The following is a 16,488-nucleotide window of genomic DNA, read 5'->3' as shown; positions in this document are numbered from 1 at the left end:
GCGACCACCGCCCCCGGGGCGGCCATGTTAGCGGCTCACCGGCCTGCCCGGCCATCGCCAGCGGTTTTTGACCGTTGCGCTGAACATGTCCCGTGCGCTGCCCCGGTTCTTCCGGACGCGGCTGCCGGCCCTGAAACACCTATAAAACTTAAGACAAGCGCTCCCGCGGCCTGCCGTGGTGTTGCAGCGCTGGAAACCCTGGTCAGGCCTGTCCGCGCGTTGCGCGAAGGGCCGACAAGCTGTTCCAGAGGCGAAACGTCACGGCGTTCCGCGCGGTAGAGCGCGAGAGGAACGCAATAATGAAGCGAATGCTGATCAACGCAACGCAGGCCGAAGAGCTGCGCGTGGCGATTGTGGACGGCCAGACCCTGTACGACATCGACATCGAACAGCCGTCCAAGGAACAGAAGAAGTCCAACATCTACAAGGGCCGTATCACCCGGCTCGAGCCCTCGCTGGAGGCGGCGTTCGTGGACTATGGCGCCGAGCGCCATGGCTTCCTGCCGCTGAAGGAAATCTCCCGCGATTATTTCCAGGCTGGCGTCGACCACAACAAGTCGACCATCCGCGAGTTGCTGCGCGAAGGCCAGGAAATCGTGGTGCAGGTCGACAAGGAAGAGCGTGGCAACAAGGGCGCCGCCCTGACCACGTTCATCTCGCTGGCCGGCCGCTACATGGTGCTGATGCCCAATTCGCCGAGCGCCGGCGGCGTCTCGCGCCGGATCGAAGGCGAAGACCGTGCCGCGCTGAAGGAAGCGCTGGACAAGCTCGACATCCCCGACGACATGGGCGTGATCATCCGCACCGCCGGTGTCGGCCGTGACGCCGAAGAGCTGCAGTGGGACCTGGACTACCTGCTGCAGACCTGGAAGGCGATCGCCGAGGCGGCCCTGAGCAAGCCGGCCGCGTTCCTGATCTACCAGGAATCGCGCCTGATCATCCGCGCCCTGCGCGACTACCTGCGCGCCGACATCGGCGAGATCCTGGTCGATACGCCGGAGCTGTACGCCGACGCCCAGGAGTTCATGCAGCAGGTGATGCCGCAGAGCCTGCGCAAGCTCAAGCACTACACCGACGACATTCCGCTGTTCAACCGCTTCCAGATCGAATCGCAGATCGAAGGCGCCTACGAGCGCAACGTGCGGCTGCCCTCGGGTGGCTCGATCGTGGTCGATCAGACCGAAGCGCTGACCGCCGTCGACGTGAACTCCTCGCGCGCCACCAAGGGCAGCGACATCGAGGAGACCGCCTTCCAGACCAATCTGGAAGCGGCCGAGGAAGTCGCCCGCCAGCTGCGCCTGCGCGACCTGGGCGGCCTGGTGGTGATCGACTTCATCGACATGGCCTCGACCAAGCACCAGCGCGAAGTCGAAAACAAGCTGCAGAACGCGCTCAAGTACGATCGCGCGCGCGTGCAGCTGGGCCGCATCTCCCGCTTTGGCCTGATGGAAATGAGCCGCCAGCGCCTGCGTCCGAGCCTGGGCGAATCCAGCCAGATCGTGTGCCCGCGTTGCGACGGCCATGGCCGCATGCGCAGCGTCGAGTCGCTGTCGCTGTCGATCATCCGCGTGGCCGAAGAGCACGCCATGAAGGAAAACACCGGACAGGTGCTGGTGCAGGCCCCGGTGGAGATCGCCAACTACCTGCTCAACGAAAAGCGCAGCGCGCTGCGTGAGATCGAGCAGCGTCACGAGTCGCCGATCATCATCGTCGCCGACGAACAGCTGCACACCCCGCACTACGAAGTCACCCGCCTGCGCGAGAACGAGCTGGGCGAAGACAGCGGCAAACCGAGCTACCAGCGCGGCACCCCGCGCAAGTTGCCCGTACATGCGCTGACCAAGGCACAGTTGAATATCCCGGCTGCGCCGGCAGTGACCTCGATCAAGCCGAGCCAACCGGCGCCGCTGCGTGAAGAGGCCCCTGCCCCGGTTGCCGCCGCACCTGCACCGACTCCGGTTCCGGTCGCGGCACTGCCGCTGCCCGCGCCGGTGACCGGTGTGGTCGGCTGGCTGAAGCGCATCTTCGGTGGCGTCGAGCCAGTCGCGCCTGCGCCCGAGTCGACCCAGCGTCCGCGTCAGAACGATGCCGGCCGCAGCAGCCGTAACGAGCGTAGCGACCGTGGCGGTCAGCGTCGCGACGGCCGTGATGCCCGCAATGGTGGCAACGGTGGCAATCAGCACCGCGGCAATGGCAACGGCAATGGCGCCAACAAGGAGCGTCGTGACGAGCGTCGCCAGCCGGCCAATGGCCAGGCTGCGCAGAACGGCGGTCAGGCGCAGCAGGTGCAGGTGCCCAAGCCGCCCCGCGGCGAGGCACAGCAACCCAAGCAGCCACAGCAGGTCCAGCAGCAGAAGCAGAAGCCGCAGAACCAGGCACCGCGCCCGCCGCGTGCAGCTGCACAGCAGCAGGACGGCGCGCCGTCCGAGCGGCAACAGCGCCCTGCGCGTCAGGACGAAGGCACTGCCTCGGCGCAGACGCTGACCTCCACGGCCGCAACCGCAACGACTGCGACCGTGGTCGCGGCGATTGCCGAAACCGCGGCACCGGCAACGCAGGCCTCGGCACATGAGGCTGCGCCGGCACACCCGGTCGAGGTCATCGTGACCGAAGCGCATGCCGATCGCGGCACCGACGCGAATGCGGATGGCCAGGCACCGGAGGCGGCAGGCGATGATGCGGCCAATGGCGAAGGCGGCAGCCGTCGTCGTCGCGGTCGTCGCGGTGGCCGTCGTCGCCGTCGCGGCGCTGGTGCAAACGGTGAAGGCGGTAGCGGCGTCGATGGTCTGGAAACGGACGATCTGGACGGCGATGCCGAGGGCGATCTCGATGGCGACACCGAGAGCGACGATGCCGGTGCGCAGGTCCACACCTCTGCTGCCCCGCGCGCCGGACAGCCGGAGTTCGACTTCGACGATGACGCGACCACGCCCGCGGTAGCGGCACGCACCAAGCCGGAGTCCAGCACTCCGGCAGCAGTGAAGCCGCGCCCGGTACCGAAGGAACGTGCGGAAGCGCCGCTGGCGGCCGACACGACATCGACCACGGCGCCGGTTTCCAACGCCACGCCGTCGTTCGAGCAGCGAGCTGCAAGCCCTGCGGTGACCGCAGCCGAACAGGCACGTGGCGATGCACCGGCGGCCTCTCCGGCACCGGCTGCAACAGCCCCGGCTGGCAATGCAGCGCCAGCTGCAGCGCAACCGGCTGTGCAGACGTCGGCCAATGCACCGCGTCCGCAAGCGCCTCAGGCTCCGGTCGTTGCGCAGGAATCGGCGAACCCGCAGGCCCAGCCTCCGGTTGCCGCGTCGACTCCGTCCGCTGCGTCGAGCCCGGTTGCCGCTTCGGCTCCGGTTGCGACGTCGGCGGCGGCTCCTGCTGCAGCTTCGCCTGTCGAGAGTGCCGCTTCCTCGGCAGAGCCTTCGTCCGAGCCGACGATGCGGTCAACACCGGCGTCGGTATCGGCCGACGCTGCAGCGCCGGCCGTTGCTCGGCAGGAAGTTGCCCGGCAGGAACAGGCAGCGCCGGTAGCCGCCGCAGCAGCAACGCAAGCGGAGCCGGCGAAGACCGACGCAACGCCGGCAGCGGGCAGCGTTCCCAAGCCGGTCGCTGCTACGCCGTCGAGCGCCCAGGCGAACGTGGTGACATCCAAGCCGCCGCATGCCGAGCCGTCAACGGTGGAAAGCCCGGCAACCGATGTTGCCGCGACGTCCACCACCACGGTGCCGCAGACCTCCCCGTCTGCCGACGCTGCGCCGGCACGCAAGCCGTACGCTCCGGTGCAGACCACGCTGCTGGACGCCTTGGCTCCGGCCGATGCAACCGCGGCGACACCGCCACAGGCCGAAACGCCGGTGCCCTACAAGGCGCCCGAGCGGCCGGCATCGGTCGCGCCCGTGGTGCCTGCAGACGCCACCGAGCCGACTGCCGACAAGCCGAAGGCGACCGTCGTCGTGTCCGAGGCGGCGAAGCCGGCAGATGCATCGCCTAACGGCGATGACGCCCAGGCGCAGCAAGACGACACCAACAAGCCGCGCGGCGATCACTGATCGTCTCCCGGCCGGTTGAACCTGCCTGGGTAAATCCAGGCAGGTGGCGTCAGACAAGGCGGCCTTCGGGCCGCCTTGTTTTTGCGTGCAGCAGTGTCATGCCGGCATTCCGGCTCCCCGCAACAGCATCTTATGCGGCAGCATCCGACCGCCGCATCTGCAAGATCGGACCCGAGGAACTTGGCTTACAGGGTGCGCGCCGGGTCGGTCAGGCCGTACTGATTGGCCAGACGCGCCAGGGCGATGTTGTCCTGGATGCCGACCTTCTCGAACAGGCGCGCCTTGTGCGTGTTGATGGTCTTGGCGCTGAGGTTCAGACGCTTGGCGATGTCTTCCTGGCGCAGGCCCTGGGTCAGCAACAGGGCGACCTCCAGTTCGCGCGGCGATAGCGCATCGAACGGCGAGCTGCCCCCTTCCAGATTGGACAGGGCCAGATTCTGCGCAATGGTATTGCCGAGATAGCGCCGGCCCAGTGCGACTTCGCGCACCGCACGCAGCAGTTCCTGCGCATCGCCGCCCTTGCCGACATAGCCAGATGCGCCAGCTTCAAGCAGACGCTTGGGCAATGGGCCGTCTTCCAGCACCGACACGATGATGACGCGGGTGCCGTAATCGCCCTTGACGATGCGCTCGGTGATTTCCAGGCCGCTGACACCGGGCAGATGCAGGTCGCAGAGCACGATCTCGGGTTTGAGCTGGCGAATTTGCGGCAAGGCCGCCTCCCCGCTCTCCGCTTCTCCCACCACATCGATGTCCACTTCCTTGGACAGGATCATCTTCATGCCGGTACGCACGAGTGCATGATCGTCGATCAGAAAAACTCTGATGGTCATCCTTGTTGTCCTCGCTGTGCGGCTGGCTGATGCAGCCTATCTCCGTGAATAATTCAGGGCAAGCTCGATGCGACGTATTACATTTGAGTAAGAATGCGACGCACTCTGCCACCGCGTTTCATGGCAGGCATTGAATGCACGATCGCGGCGTGATCGGATGATGCGAGCGCCCCCAATGCGCGAACATCGGGCAATTCACTCGCCCCCAGTCAGATTTTTCCTGCTTCGGTGCTGCGCTCGGCGTCCATCAAGGGGCGCAGTTGCGCATCGAGTGCAACGCGCTCGTCGAACACGAAGCAGCGGCCGTCGTAGCCTTCGCCGCCGACCTCTTCGAAGTAGCCGAGGATGCCGCCTTCAAGCTGCAGCACGTTGTCCATGCCGTCGGCGTGCATCCACAGCGCAGCCTTCTCGCACCGGATGCCGCCGGTGCAGAAGCTGACCACGGTGGCATCGGCCAATGCAGCGCGATGCGGTTCCAGCGCAGCCGGCAAGTCGGTGAACTTGTCGATCGGCAGCGTCAACGCTCCCTGGAACGTCCCGTACGCCACTTCCTGGGCATTGCGCGTGTCCAGCAGCACCAGCGGGCGGCCGCGATCGTCGCGCCCTTCCTGCATCCACGCGCGCAGCGTGGCGGGCGTCACTGCCGGCGCACGGCCCTGCAGCGGCGAGGCATCGTCGCGGCGGAAGCTGATGATCTCCGGCTTGACCTTCACCTTGAGCCGCGCAAACGGCTGCGACGCGCTCAAGCTGTACTTGATGCGCATCTGTGCAAAGCGCGGATCGGCCTGCAGCCACGCGTAGAACGTGCCGACCTGTTCGGCTTCGCCGGCCAGAAACAGGTTGATCCCCTCTTCGGCCACCAGCACCGATCCTTTCAAGGCCTGCTGCCCGGCCTGCGCGAGGACGCTGTCGGCGAGCGACTGCGGATCCTGGATGGTGACGAACTGGTAGGCAGCGGTATTGGTGATCATGCGGCCATTTTAAGCCGATGCGGCCGCAGGTGCGATCAGCCGCGCAGCAGCAGGAACGGCAGCAGCACCAGCGAGGCGACAACCAGCATGCCGATCAACGTGGCAATCACGAACAGCGGGCGCTTGCGCAGCAGCGCGCCGAAGGTTTCGGCGGTGCCGGCAGCGAGCGCATCCTGGCGTTGTGCGCGCGCGAGGGCACCCCGCTGCGCCTGGTACGCATCCATCGCCGCCTTGGCGCGCGGGTAATCGGCATCGTCGCTGAGCCAGATGCCGCCGGCGGAAATGCCCCAGTTACTGGGCCGGGTTTCGTAGATCGGTACGAGATGCTCGCGCATCAGCGCCCGTACCTCGTCGGCCTCGTCATCGGGAACATTGCGCAGATTGAGCAGCAGCTTGGCCATGGGCGCGATGATACCGGGAGCCGGATGCGATAATGGCGCACTTCCCTTGCCGGACCCTCCCATGCGCCTTCTGTTGACGCTTTGTGCTGCCCTGCTGCTCGCAGCCTGTACGCCCGCCCTGCCGCCGTCCGGCGGCACCATCGCCGCGTTCGAGCGGATCGACCGCAATGTCGGTACCGGTGCCGAAGCCACGCCGGGCGCGCTAGTCACCGTGCACTACACTGGCTGGCTGTACGACGAAAAAGCCGCCGACAAGCACGGCAAGAAGTTCGACAGCTCGCTTGATCGCGCCGAGCCATTCCAGTTCGCGCTGGGCGGCCGTCAGGTGATCCGCGGCTGGGACGAAGGCGTGGCCGGCATGCGCGTGGGCGGCAAGCGTACCCTGATGATTCCGCCCGAGTACGGCTATGGCGACAACGGCGCAGGCGGGGTGATTCCGCCCGGCGCGTCGCTGGTGTTCGATGTGGAATTGCTTGGCGTGCAGCCGCGCTGAAGGCCTGAGCAATGACGGATGCGAGCAAGCGGCGGCTGGCGGTGATCGGTGGTGGGCCGGCCGGTCTGATGGCTGCAGAAGCGGCGTGTGCGGCGGGCCTGGCGGTCGACCTGTACGAAGCCAAGGGGTCGGTGGGACGCAAGTTCCTGATTGCCGGCAAGGGCGGGCTGAACCTCACCCACTCCGATCCGATGCCGGTGTTTGCGCAGCGCTATCGCGAGCGCACCGAGGCGGTCGCCTCGTGGCTGCAGGCGTTCGATGCAGACGCGCTGCGTGCCTGGGCGCGCGACCTCGGTGTGGAAACCTACGTCGGCAGTTCCGGACGCGTGTTCCCGATGGATCGCAAGGCCGCGCCGTTGTTGCGCGGCTGGGTGCGCCGACTCAAGGAACAGGGCGTGGCGTTTCATGTGCAGCATCGCTGGCTTGGCTGGAGCGATGACGGCGCGTTGCGCTTTCACTCGCCCACCGGCGACGTCGAACGCACTGCAGATGCCGTGGTGCTGGCGCTCGGTGGCGGCAGCTGGCCGCAGCTCGGTTCCGATGGTCGTTGGCAACCGGTGCTGCAGGAACGCGGCATTGCGGTGGCACCGCTGGTACCGGCCAACTGCGGCTTCGACATCGCCTGGAGTGCGCATTTCGTGCAGCGACATGCCGGTGCGCCACTCAAACCCGTGGTTGCGCACTGGCAGGACCGCCACAGCACACCGCATCAGTTGCAGGGCGAGTGCGTGGCGACGTCCACCGGCATCGAGGGCAGCCTGATCTATGCGTTGGCTGCGGATCTTCGCGCGCAGATCGATGCGGATGGCGTGGCCGAGCTGGTGCTGGACCTGTTGCCCGGGCGCACGCTGGAACGCGTCAACGCCGAGCTGGAAAAACCGCGCAAGGGACGCAGCTTCAGCGAGCATCTGCGCCGTCAGCTCGGCATCGATGGCGTCAAGGCCGCCTTGCTCTACGAACATCTGGGCAAGCAGGCGGGCGACGATCCTGCGCTGGCAGCGCGCACGCTCAAGCGATTGCCGCTACGTCTGCTGCGACCGCGCCCGCTTGCCGAGGCAATCAGCTCGGCCGGTGGTGTGCAGCTGGAGGCGCTGGATGCGCAACTGATGGCGCGCGCGCAGCCCGGCGTGTTCTGTGCCGGCGAAATGCTCGACTGGGAAGCACCGACCGGCGGCTATCTGCTGACTGCCTGCTTTGCCAGCGGATTACGTGCCGCGCATGGCGCGGTGCAGTGGCTGCAGCGACCGGACGACCGCGCTACAGGCGATCGCTGACCGCATCGCGCGGCCATACCGATTTGACGTCATAGATCACCGCACCGGGTTTGCCCAGCGCTGCGATGCGCTGCGCGTCGTAGTCGCGGTATTGCGCGTGCGCCACTGCCAGCACCACGGCGTCGTAGGCACCTTCGTCTGCAAGCTCGCACAACTGCACGCCGGCATGATGCAGCGCTTCTGCAGGGTCGGCCCACGGGTCGCAGGTATCGACCTGCACGCCCGCAGCTTGCAGCAGCTGCACCAGTTCCAGCGCCCGGCTGTTGCGCAGGTCCGGGCAGTTCTCCTTGAAGGTGGCGCCCAGCACCAGCACCCTCGCCTGCGCAAGCACCACGCCACGCGTGGCCAGCATGCCGCAGACACGCTCGGCCACGTGCCGGCCGACGCGGTTGTTGACCTGGCGCGCGGTGTGGATCAGGTCCGGGTGATAGCCCACGCTTTCGGACTTGTGCATCAGGTAATACGGATCCACCCCGATGCAGTGACCACCGACCAGGCCGGGCCGGAACGGCAGGAAATTCCATTTGGTTCCGGCCGCCTCCAGCACATCCAATGTGTCGATGCCCAGCTTGTCGAAGATCAACGCCAATTCGTTGACCAGCGCAATGTTGACGTCGCGCTGGATGTTTTCGACCACCTTGGCGGCCTCGGCCACGCGCATCGATGGCGCCCGCCAGGTGCCGGCGGTGATGATGCCGGCATACAAGGCGTCGACCGCATCGGCGGCTTCGGCGGTGGAGCCGGAAGTGATCTTGCGGATATCGCGCAGGCGCCGCTGGCGGTCTCCCGGATTGACGCGCTCAGGGCTGTAGCCACAGAAGAAGTCGTCGTTGAAGCGCAAGCCCGATGCAGCTTCGAGCAGGGGCACGCAGACTTCTTCGGTGGTGCCCGGGTAGACGGTGGATTCGTAGATCACCAGGTCGCCGGGTTTGAGCGCGGCGGCGATCAGCGTGGTGGCACTGCGCAGCGGTTCCAGGTCGGGCTGCTCGAAGCTGTCGATCGGCGTCGGCACGGTGACGATGAAGATGCTGCACGCGGCCAGGTCCGCAGCGTTGGCGGTGTAGCGCAGGCGGGTGGCGGCGGCCAGCTCGGTGTCGTCCAGCTCCAGCGTGGCGTCATGGCCATCGCGCAATTGCCCGACCCGTTGCGCATCGATGTCGAAGCCTAAGGTGTCGCGCTGTTCGCCGAAGGCGACGGCCAGCGGCAGGCCGACATAGCCCAGCCCGATCACGGCGATGCGGGCCTGCTGCGGAGCGAGTAACGTGGTGCTGGACATGAGGTTCCTTCGATCGTGCGCAGCCGGTTGCTGCGCGCCTGCGCGGTGGCAGCATAGCGCAGCCGACCACCGGGCCATCAGTGCGGCGCGCCTGTGACGCGGCGATTCACAATCGGCGCGCAATCAGGCACGCTATCGCAATGCCCGGGTGGCGAAACTGGTAGACGCAAGGGACTTAAAATCCCTCAGCTGCAAGGCTATGCGGGTTCGACCCCCGCCCCGGGCACACTTCGGATTGATCCATGTGGGGTCACACGCGCCACTGGCGCCGACGAGTTGGTTGATGTAACTCAGCAAGTAGCCCGGAAAAGTTAAGGACGTCAGTGTCCAGTATGCAAAGCGATCAGCCCAACGATGGCACGCAGCCGGCTCTGCTGAACAAGAACCCGTCTCCATCGGGTAATCCAGACCTCGACGCGATAGAAGCGTTACGTACGCGTTGGCAGTACTCCTTGCCCTGCCCGGACGGCGGCACAGTGACCGTGCAGGTCCTGGCGTTCGAGCTTGAGAAGTTTTCGCTTCAGGCCTTCGACACCTGCAACATTGCCTGTCCTGACACGATTGCCCGCAGCGTCCACAAACGCCAAGCCGAGTATTTCTTTGGTCGACTGGCTGCGCGACAAGCCCTGCAACATCAGGCATTGGTCGGTATCGGCATGCATCCCGAAATCGCTACCGGCAGCTCGCGTGAACCGATATGGCCGGCACGGGTGATCGGCAGCATCTCGCATACCCATCGCTTGGCAGCGGCGGCCGTTGCGCCACTCGGCAGATGGCGCGGTATCGGCATCGATCTGGAGCACGTGGTCAGCACTGATGTGTGTGAGGCGTTGTTGAGCACTATTGTGGACGGGTTGGAGCTGGCGCTATTGCATTCAATCTGCGCGTCCACCGATTGGTCACTGGAGATGTTGCTGACCATCGTCTTCTCTGCCAAGGAAAGTCTGTTCAAGGCGAGTTTTTCGGCAGTAGGCCGCTACTTCGATTTTTCGAGCGCGTACTTGGTGGCAATGGATCCCACTACGGGTGCGGTTCGTCTTCAGCTCAGCGAGCAGCTCTGCCCGGATCTGCCGAACGGACAAATATGCGATATCGGTTTCGGTTTCATTGATCCGCAGACGGCGATCACCTGGCGTACCTGGTGATTCATGCCGCATAACCATCAGTCACTGACACGTAAACAAAGTGCATGCTGCAATTTAACGCAACAAAAAAGGGCCGCCAGGCCCTTTTGAGTGATCAACCGAATTTTTGGATTCTGTTGTTCTGATTTGGAGCGGGAAACGAGACTCGAACTCGCGACCTCAACCTTGGCAAGGTTGCGCTCTACCAACTGAGCTATTCCCGCATGAAGCAAAATTGTACAGCTTGTTACTTCGTTGCGCCAGTCCTGTCGTCGTTGCCGACGCATGAAAAACGCATGCAATGTGGAGGCCTGGGCCGGAATTGAACCGGCGTACGCGGATTTGCAGTCCGCTGCATAACCACTCTACCACCAGGCCGAAACATCAAACCCAAGGCATCCTGCCTTGAAACAACGAGACCTCGGGCAAGGGGCCTTGTCTACATCTGGAGCGGGAAACGAGACTCGAACTCGCGACCTCAACCTTGGCAAGGTTGCGCTCTACCAACTGAGCTATTCCCGCTTGGGAGGCGAAATTCTACAGCGAACAGCATCGCTGTCAACTATTGCTTTCGACTTTTTTCGGTTTGCTGGTGATCGCGGCTTTTTCGTCGGCACGCAGGCTCGGCCAGGCGGCCTGCAGGTACTGGAATCCCGACCACAGCGTCAGCAGCGCGGCGATCGCCAGCGTCCAGTAACCGGCGCGGAAGATCAGGTTGCCGAACCAGATTTCGTGCGTGGGCATCTGCCCCGGCGTGACCGAATACAGCAGGCATAGCAGCGCGACCATCTGCGCGGTGGTTTTGACCTTGCCGATCACCGCCACCCGCACCTTGGCGCGCTGGCCGATCTCGGCCATCCATTCCCGCAACGCCGACACCGCGATTTCACGTCCGACGATGACCGCCGCCCAGAACGCCATCCACGGCGTGGGGTGGCCCTGCACGATCAGGAACAATGCCACCGCGACCATCAACTTGTCGGCCACCGGGTCCAGGAATGCACCGAAGGCCGAATACTGGTGATAACGCCGCGCGACCCAGCCATCCAGCCAGTCGGTGATGGCGGCCAGCGCGAACACGCCGGCGGACGCGAAATTGGTCCAGGTGTACGGCAGGTAGAACACCACGACCAACACCGGGATCATCACGATCCTCAGCAGTGTCAGCCACGTGGGGATGGTCAACTTCATTACGGACTCGACTCGCCTGCCGCATCGGGAAGCGCCAGCCCGTGCAGGTTAGCGTAGATTCGCGCGGCAAGTGCGGCATTGACGCCCTCCACCCGCGCAATCTCGGCCTCGCCGGCGGCCTTGAGCCCGACCAGGCCGCCGAAATGCTTGAGCAGGCTCGCGCGCCGGCGCGGACCGATGCCGGGGATATCCTCGAGCTTGCTGGTCATGCGCGCCTTCTGACGACGGCCACGGTGACCGGTGATTGCAAAACGGTGCGCTTCGTCGCGCACCTGCTGGATGAACTGCAGTGCCGGCGATGCCGCGCCCGGCCGCAGCTCGCGGCCATCGGCCATGATCAGCGCCTCATGCCCTGCCCTGCGTTCCTCGCCCTTGGCCACGCCGACCAGCAGCACGTTCTCGATGCCCAGATCGGCCAGCGCGCCCTTGGCCTGCGCCAGCTGACCGGCGCCGCCATCGATCAGCAGCACGTCGGGCAGTACGCCGTTTTCTTCCACCGCACGTCGAAAACGCCGCTCGATGGCCTGACGCATTGCGGCGTAGTCGTCACCTGGCGTGATACCGGAGATATTGAAGCGCCGGTATTGGCCGCGCACCGGCCCGTTGGCATCGAACACCACGCAGGAGGCCACCGTCGCCTCGCCCATGGTGTGACTGATATCGAAGCACTCCACCCGCTTGACCTGCTCGGCCAGCCCCAGCATCTCGCGCAGTGCCTCGCTGCGTGCGTGCTGCGCGCTCTGGCTGGTGAGTTCGGTGACCAGGGTCAGCTGCGCATTGCGGGTGGCCAGCAGCAGGTAGCCGGCACGTTCGCCGCGCACGTTCCACTTCAACGTGACCTTGTGCTCGGCGGCGCTGCCGAGTGCGGCCTCGATCAGTTCGGCATCGGGAATTTCGCGATCGAGCAGGATCTCGCGCGGCGGCGAATGCTCTGCGTAGTACTGCGAGACGAATGCAGCCAGGATTTCGTCCGCGCTGTCTTCGCCATTGGTCTTGGGAAAGAACGAGCGCGTGCCCAGGTTGCGGCCATCGCGAAAACTCAGAAGCAGCACGCAGGCCTGACTGGCTTGCGTGGCGCAGGCCAGCACATCCAGATCCGCCGCGCGGCCGTCCACGTACTGGCGGTTCTGCATGCTGCGCAGCGAGGACAGCAGGTCGCGCAGACGCGCGGCGCGCTCGAACTCGAGCGCCTCGCTGGCCTGCTGCATCGAGTGCATGATCTCTTCGCCGAGCTGGTCGCTCTTGCCTTCCAGAAACATGGTGGCGCGGCGCACCGATTCGGCGTAGTCGGAAGCGGCGACCAGCTCCACGCAGGGCGCGCTGCAGCGACCGATCTGATATTGCAGGCAGGGCCGCGAGCGATTGCGGAACACGCTGTCCTCGCAACTGCGCAACTTGAACAGCTTGTGCATCAGGCTCAGCGTTTCGCGCACGCCGGTGACGCCGGTATAGGGGCCGAAATAGCGCCCCTGCACGGCGCGCGGGCCACGGTGCAGGGCGATGCGCGGCCACTGCTCGCGTGTCAGCAGCACGTAGGGATAACTCTTGTCGTCACGCAGCGACACGTTGTAGCGCGGCGACAGCGACTTGATCAGCTGGTTTTCCAGCAGCAGCGCTTCGGCCTCGCTGCGGGTCACGGTGACGTCCATCCGCGCGACCTGCGACAGCATCGAGGTCAGCCGCGCGTTCTTCGGCGTGCCGTTGAAATAGCTGCCCACCCGCTTGCGCAACGCACCGGCCTTGCCGACGTACAGCAAGGTGTCGTCGCCCGCGTACATGCGGTAGACGCCGGGCGCAGTGCTCAGTTGGGCAGCAAACGCCTTTCCATCGAAATCGGCTTGGGGCCTTGCGTTCATTCTTCTATCGAAACATCGCGCAGTTCGCCGCTCGCCAGGTCGTAGCGCAACACGGCATGGGCATCGGTCTCGGCAATCCATACCGCGCCGGCGGCAACTGCCAGCCCGGCCGGGCCATGCAGGCGGCGTGGCAGCAAGACGGTGGTCAGTTCGCCGCCGCCCAGACGCAGGCAACGCAGGCGGCCGTTGCCGGTGTCGGCAATCCAGAGCATCGGCGAATCGGTAGCCAGGGCGATGGCTTGCGGAAACTGCAGGCGCGCCGTGCCGCGCGGGCCGTCCTCGTCGCCGAACTGCCAGGTGCCCTGCCCGCCGACCAGGGTCTGCACCAGATCGCCGCGCAATTGCATGGTGCGGATCGACGAACCCAGGCCATCGCAGACGTAGGCCACCTGCTGCACCGCGGCCAACCCGGCCGGCTGTGCGAACGCGGCCAGATGCCCGCTGCCATCGCGAATCTCGAGCGCGCCGGTACCGGCGCGTGCGCTCAGTGCGGCGCGACCCAGGTCATAGCTCCAGATGCGGTTGTCGCCCGCCATGGCGATCAATACCTGATTGTCGGCAACCGCCAGCCCTTGCGGGTAATGCAGCGCCGAGGCACCGGCGAACGCCAGCGGCCCCTCGACCGGCTCGCCGGAGCGCCCGGTGCCGCACAAGGTGTCGACCTGCCCGCTGCGCAGGTTGATGCGACGCAAGGCGTGATTGCCGGTGTCGGCGACATACAGCTGGTCGCGTTCCAGCGCCAGGCCCTGCGGACGCCGGAACGCCGCTTCACCGACGCCACCATCGATGAAGTCCGCATTGCCATGACCGAACTGGCGCAGCACGCGGCCACCATGCGTGCATTCGAGCACGCGGTGATGACCGGTGTCGGCGATGTACAGGCGGTCCTCGGTGGCGGCAAGACCGGTTGGAAACCGCAGTTCCAGGCGCGGCTCGGGGTCGCGCTCGGCCACCCCATGCAGATCGGCATCCGATGGCAGCTGCTGGCCCTCGCACAGGGCGACCAGCGCCTTGTCGAGATCGCCAGTCACGCCGACCAGGCGCTGACGCTCGCGGCCGTAGGCATCGAGCAGCACCAGCGTGGGCCAGGATTCGATGCCGAAACGGCGCCAGGTCTCCCAGTCCCTGTCGAGCAAAATGGGGGCGCTGACACCATGACCGCGCAGCTGCTTGAGTGCGCGTTGCGGCTCGCGTTCGCTGTCAAAGCGCGGCACCTGCACCACGATCACCTGCAGCCGGCCGGGGCTGCGGGCCTGCCAGTGCGCCAGCTCGGCCAGGCGCTCGGCGCACCACACCGAGCTGGCATTGACGAATGCCAGCACCAGTCCACGCCCGCGATGCTCCTGCAGGGTGGATGGCCTGGCGTTGAGCCAGGTAGGAAATTCCGGCAGTTCCTGGGTGAGCTGGGCAGTCATACCGTAATTATGCCCAAGCCCGATTAGCGGCGGGTGAGCCTGGCCACGGTCTGGCGCGCAGCGGTATCGACCAGTTGCCAGGCACGCTCGAAATCGTCCATGCCACCGGTGTAGGGGTCGGGGATTTCGTCGCGCTCTTCCACACCCGCCCAGGGCAGCCACAAGGCCAGCTTGTCGCGCAGCGGCGCCGGGGCGAGGCGTTGCAGATCACGCAGATTGCTGCCATCGGCGCACAGCAGCCAGTCGAAGTGCTCGAAGTCTGCCGTACGCACCTGGCGCGCGCGCAATCCGGAGATGTCCACGCCATGGCCGCGTGCACAGCGAATCGCGCGCGGATCGGGTGGGTCGCCGGCATGCCAGTCGCCGGTACCGGCCGAATCGACCTCGATCCGCAGCGACAAGCGCGCCTCGTCCAGCCGCGCACGCAGCGCGCCCTCGCCCATTGGCGAGCGGCAGATGTTGCCCAGGCACACGATCAGCACCCTCATGCCGACGCCAGGCGGGTTTGCGCGCGCGCCAGATCGTCCGGGGTATCGATGCCCGGCGGAAACTGCTCGGGCGTCACTGCCACCGCGATGCGGTAGCCGGCCTCCATCACGCGCAGTTGTTCCAGTGACTCGATGCGCTCCAGCATGCCGGGCGGCATTGCGGCAAAGCGCTGCAGAAACCCCGCACGGTAGGCATAGATCCCGATGTGGCGCAGCCACTGCCCGTCACCGGGCAAGGTGTCGGGCTGACTGGCAAAGCTGTCGCGATGCCAGGGAATCGGCGCGCGGCTGAAATACAAGGCGTCGCCGCCAGCACTACGCACCAGCTTGACCACATTGGGATCGAACAGCTCGTGCGCGTCGTCGACCTGTGCGGCCAGCGTGGCCATCTCGGCACCGGAATGCAGCAGCAGCTGGGCCACCGCACGGATGCCGGCCGCCGGCGCGAACGGCTCGTCGCCCTGCAGGTTCACCACGCAGGTGTCGGCCTCCCAGCCGGCGATCCGCGCGCACTCGGCAAGCCGGTCGGTTCCCGATACGTGCGCATTGCCGGTCATCGCCACATGCACGCCGGGCAGGCCGTCGATCACCTCGGCAATGCGCGCATCGTCGGTGGCCACCCAGACCTCGCGCGCCCCGGCCAGCAATGCCCGCTCGGCCACATGCTGGATCATCGGGCGATCGCCGATCAATTGCAGCGGTTTGCCCGGCAAGCGCGTGGAAGCGTAGCGCGCGGGGATGGCGACGACGAAATCTGCAGGCGTTGAGTTAGTCATACGTGCGCGCTCTGGAAAACTGGAATGTGTGAGGAAACGAGATGACCAAATCGCATCATGCACCCGCGTGATGCTTGAAGTTTTTACGCATAAAGCATCCACGATTTCAAACCATTGCATCGCGGAAACACGGTTCGATGCTTAAGCAAAAGCTTAAGTGAATCGAGGGCGTGGTGTCCTCACCGCACCAGAGAGTTGGTCGCTGGCCACGTGAAAAGCCGGTTGCCGCTTGATCTGCACCGGACGTCGAGAAAGCGTATCAGTGTCGGACAACGCACCTCTCGCACTGCTTTTTTTTAAACTGTGCGCACCGACCATCCCGACTGGTCCTTGCCCGCCCACCG

13 protein-coding genes and 4 tRNA genes are annotated in these 16,488 nt (G+C 65.6%); 5 read left to right on the top strand and 12 right to left on the bottom strand.

Translation table 11 applies throughout. From position 1 onward, the window contains the following. The first annotated feature begins 308 nt into the window (after positions 1–308). Positions 309–4,046 (top strand): Rne/Rng family ribonuclease, encoded by a 3,738-nt coding sequence (locus EO170_RS13195; RefSeq protein WP_126945817.1) that lies wholly within the window; start codon positions 309–311, stop codon positions 4,044–4,046. 185 nt (positions 4,047–4,231) lie between these two features. Here EO170_RS13195 and EO170_RS13190 read toward each other — a convergent pair whose 3' ends face one another. The 3 genes from EO170_RS13190 to EO170_RS13180 form a co-directional block, all read right to left on the bottom strand. Further along, positions 4,232–4,879, bottom strand: a complete 648-nt coding sequence (locus EO170_RS13190; RefSeq protein WP_016904564.1) for a response regulator — start codon at positions 4,877–4,879, stop codon at positions 4,232–4,234. 209 nt (positions 4,880–5,088) lie between these two features. After that, positions 5,089–5,850, bottom strand: coding sequence for a sulfurtransferase (locus tag EO170_RS13185; RefSeq protein ID WP_104650460.1), 762 nt, complete (start codon positions 5,848–5,850; stop codon positions 5,089–5,091). Between the two features lie 35 nt (positions 5,851–5,885). Further along, entirely contained in the window at positions 5,886–6,251 is a 366-nt protein-coding gene (locus EO170_RS13180) for a DUF6164 family protein (RefSeq protein ID WP_104650459.1), read from the bottom strand. 61 nt (positions 6,252–6,312) lie between these two features. Between EO170_RS13180 and EO170_RS13175 the strand changes: the two genes are divergently transcribed. Both EO170_RS13175 and EO170_RS13170 read left to right on the top strand, forming a co-directional pair. Continuing rightward, a complete protein-coding gene (locus EO170_RS13175) occupies positions 6,313–6,744 on the top strand; it encodes an FKBP-type peptidyl-prolyl cis-trans isomerase (protein WP_164741044.1) in 432 nt (143 codons plus the stop codon). Between the two features lie 11 nt (positions 6,745–6,755). Continuing rightward, positions 6,756–8,018, top strand: a complete 1,263-nt coding sequence (locus EO170_RS13170) for a TIGR03862 family flavoprotein (protein WP_126945599.1) — start codon at positions 6,756–6,758, stop codon at positions 8,016–8,018. Here EO170_RS13170 and EO170_RS13165 read toward each other — a convergent pair. After that, positions 8,002–9,294 (bottom strand): nucleotide sugar dehydrogenase, encoded by a 1,293-nt coding sequence (locus EO170_RS13165; RefSeq protein ID WP_119131916.1) that lies wholly within the window; start codon positions 9,292–9,294, stop codon positions 8,002–8,004. The two genes, EO170_RS13170 and EO170_RS13165, sit on opposite strands and share 17 nt — an antisense overlap. 142 nt (positions 9,295–9,436) lie before the next feature. On the opposite strand from EO170_RS13165, the gene EO170_RS13160 reads away from it, so the two are divergent. Together EO170_RS13160 and EO170_RS13155 are read left to right on the top strand one after the other, a co-directional pair. Then, positions 9,437–9,520, top strand: a tRNA-Leu gene (locus EO170_RS13160). Between the two features lie 106 nt (positions 9,521–9,626). Beyond that, a complete protein-coding gene (locus EO170_RS13155) occupies positions 9,627–10,439 on the top strand; it encodes a 4'-phosphopantetheinyl transferase superfamily protein (protein ID WP_104650456.1) in 813 nt (270 codons plus the stop codon). Between the two features lie 127 nt (positions 10,440–10,566). Here the strand turns inward: EO170_RS13155 and EO170_RS13150 are convergent. The 8 genes from EO170_RS13150 to kdsB form a co-directional block, all read right to left on the bottom strand. Then, a tRNA-Gly gene (locus tag EO170_RS13150) sits at positions 10,567–10,642 on the bottom strand. An 80-nt stretch (positions 10,643–10,722) separates the two neighbouring features. Continuing rightward, positions 10,723–10,796, bottom strand: a tRNA-Cys gene (locus tag EO170_RS13145). Positions 10,797–10,864: 68 nt separating this feature from the next. Then, positions 10,865–10,940 (bottom strand) — tRNA-Gly (locus EO170_RS13140). Between the two features lie 36 nt (positions 10,941–10,976). After that, positions 10,977–11,609 carry a CDP-diacylglycerol--glycerol-3-phosphate 3-phosphatidyltransferase gene (pgsA, locus tag EO170_RS13135; RefSeq protein ID WP_016902574.1) on the bottom strand — a complete coding sequence of 211 codons (633 nt, stop codon included), beginning with the start codon at positions 11,607–11,609 and terminating at the stop codon, positions 10,977–10,979. Continuing rightward, positions 11,609–13,465, bottom strand: coding sequence for an excinuclease ABC subunit UvrC (uvrC, locus tag EO170_RS13130; protein WP_126945596.1), 1,857 nt, complete (start codon positions 13,463–13,465; stop codon positions 11,609–11,611). The genes pgsA and uvrC overlap by 1 nt, the downstream gene beginning before the upstream one ends. After that, positions 13,462–14,880: a hypothetical protein gene (locus tag EO170_RS13125; protein WP_164741043.1), complete on the bottom strand. Its 1,419-nt coding sequence runs from the start codon at positions 14,878–14,880 to the stop codon at positions 13,462–13,464. The genes uvrC and EO170_RS13125 overlap by 4 nt, the downstream gene beginning before the upstream one ends. A 23-nt stretch (positions 14,881–14,903) precedes the next feature. Then, the gene (locus EO170_RS13120) at positions 14,904–15,368 is read right to left on the bottom strand and encodes a low molecular weight protein-tyrosine-phosphatase (RefSeq protein WP_104582574.1); all 465 of its coding nucleotides are present in this window, start codon (positions 15,366–15,368) and stop codon (positions 14,904–14,906) included. Then, the gene (gene kdsB, locus EO170_RS13115) at positions 15,365–16,144 is read right to left on the bottom strand and encodes a 3-deoxy-manno-octulosonate cytidylyltransferase (RefSeq protein WP_126945593.1); all 780 of its coding nucleotides are present in this window, start codon (positions 16,142–16,144) and stop codon (positions 15,365–15,367) included. The genes EO170_RS13120 and kdsB overlap by 4 nt, the downstream gene beginning before the upstream one ends. Between the last annotated feature and the right edge of the window lie 344 nt (positions 16,145–16,488).

The organism is Xanthomonas sp. BRIP62409, assembly GCF_003992965.1.
Lineage (GTDB): Bacteria > Pseudomonadota > Gammaproteobacteria > Xanthomonadales > Xanthomonadaceae > Xanthomonas > Xanthomonas euroxanthea.
This window is presented reverse-complemented; position numbering and strand designations above follow the sequence as displayed.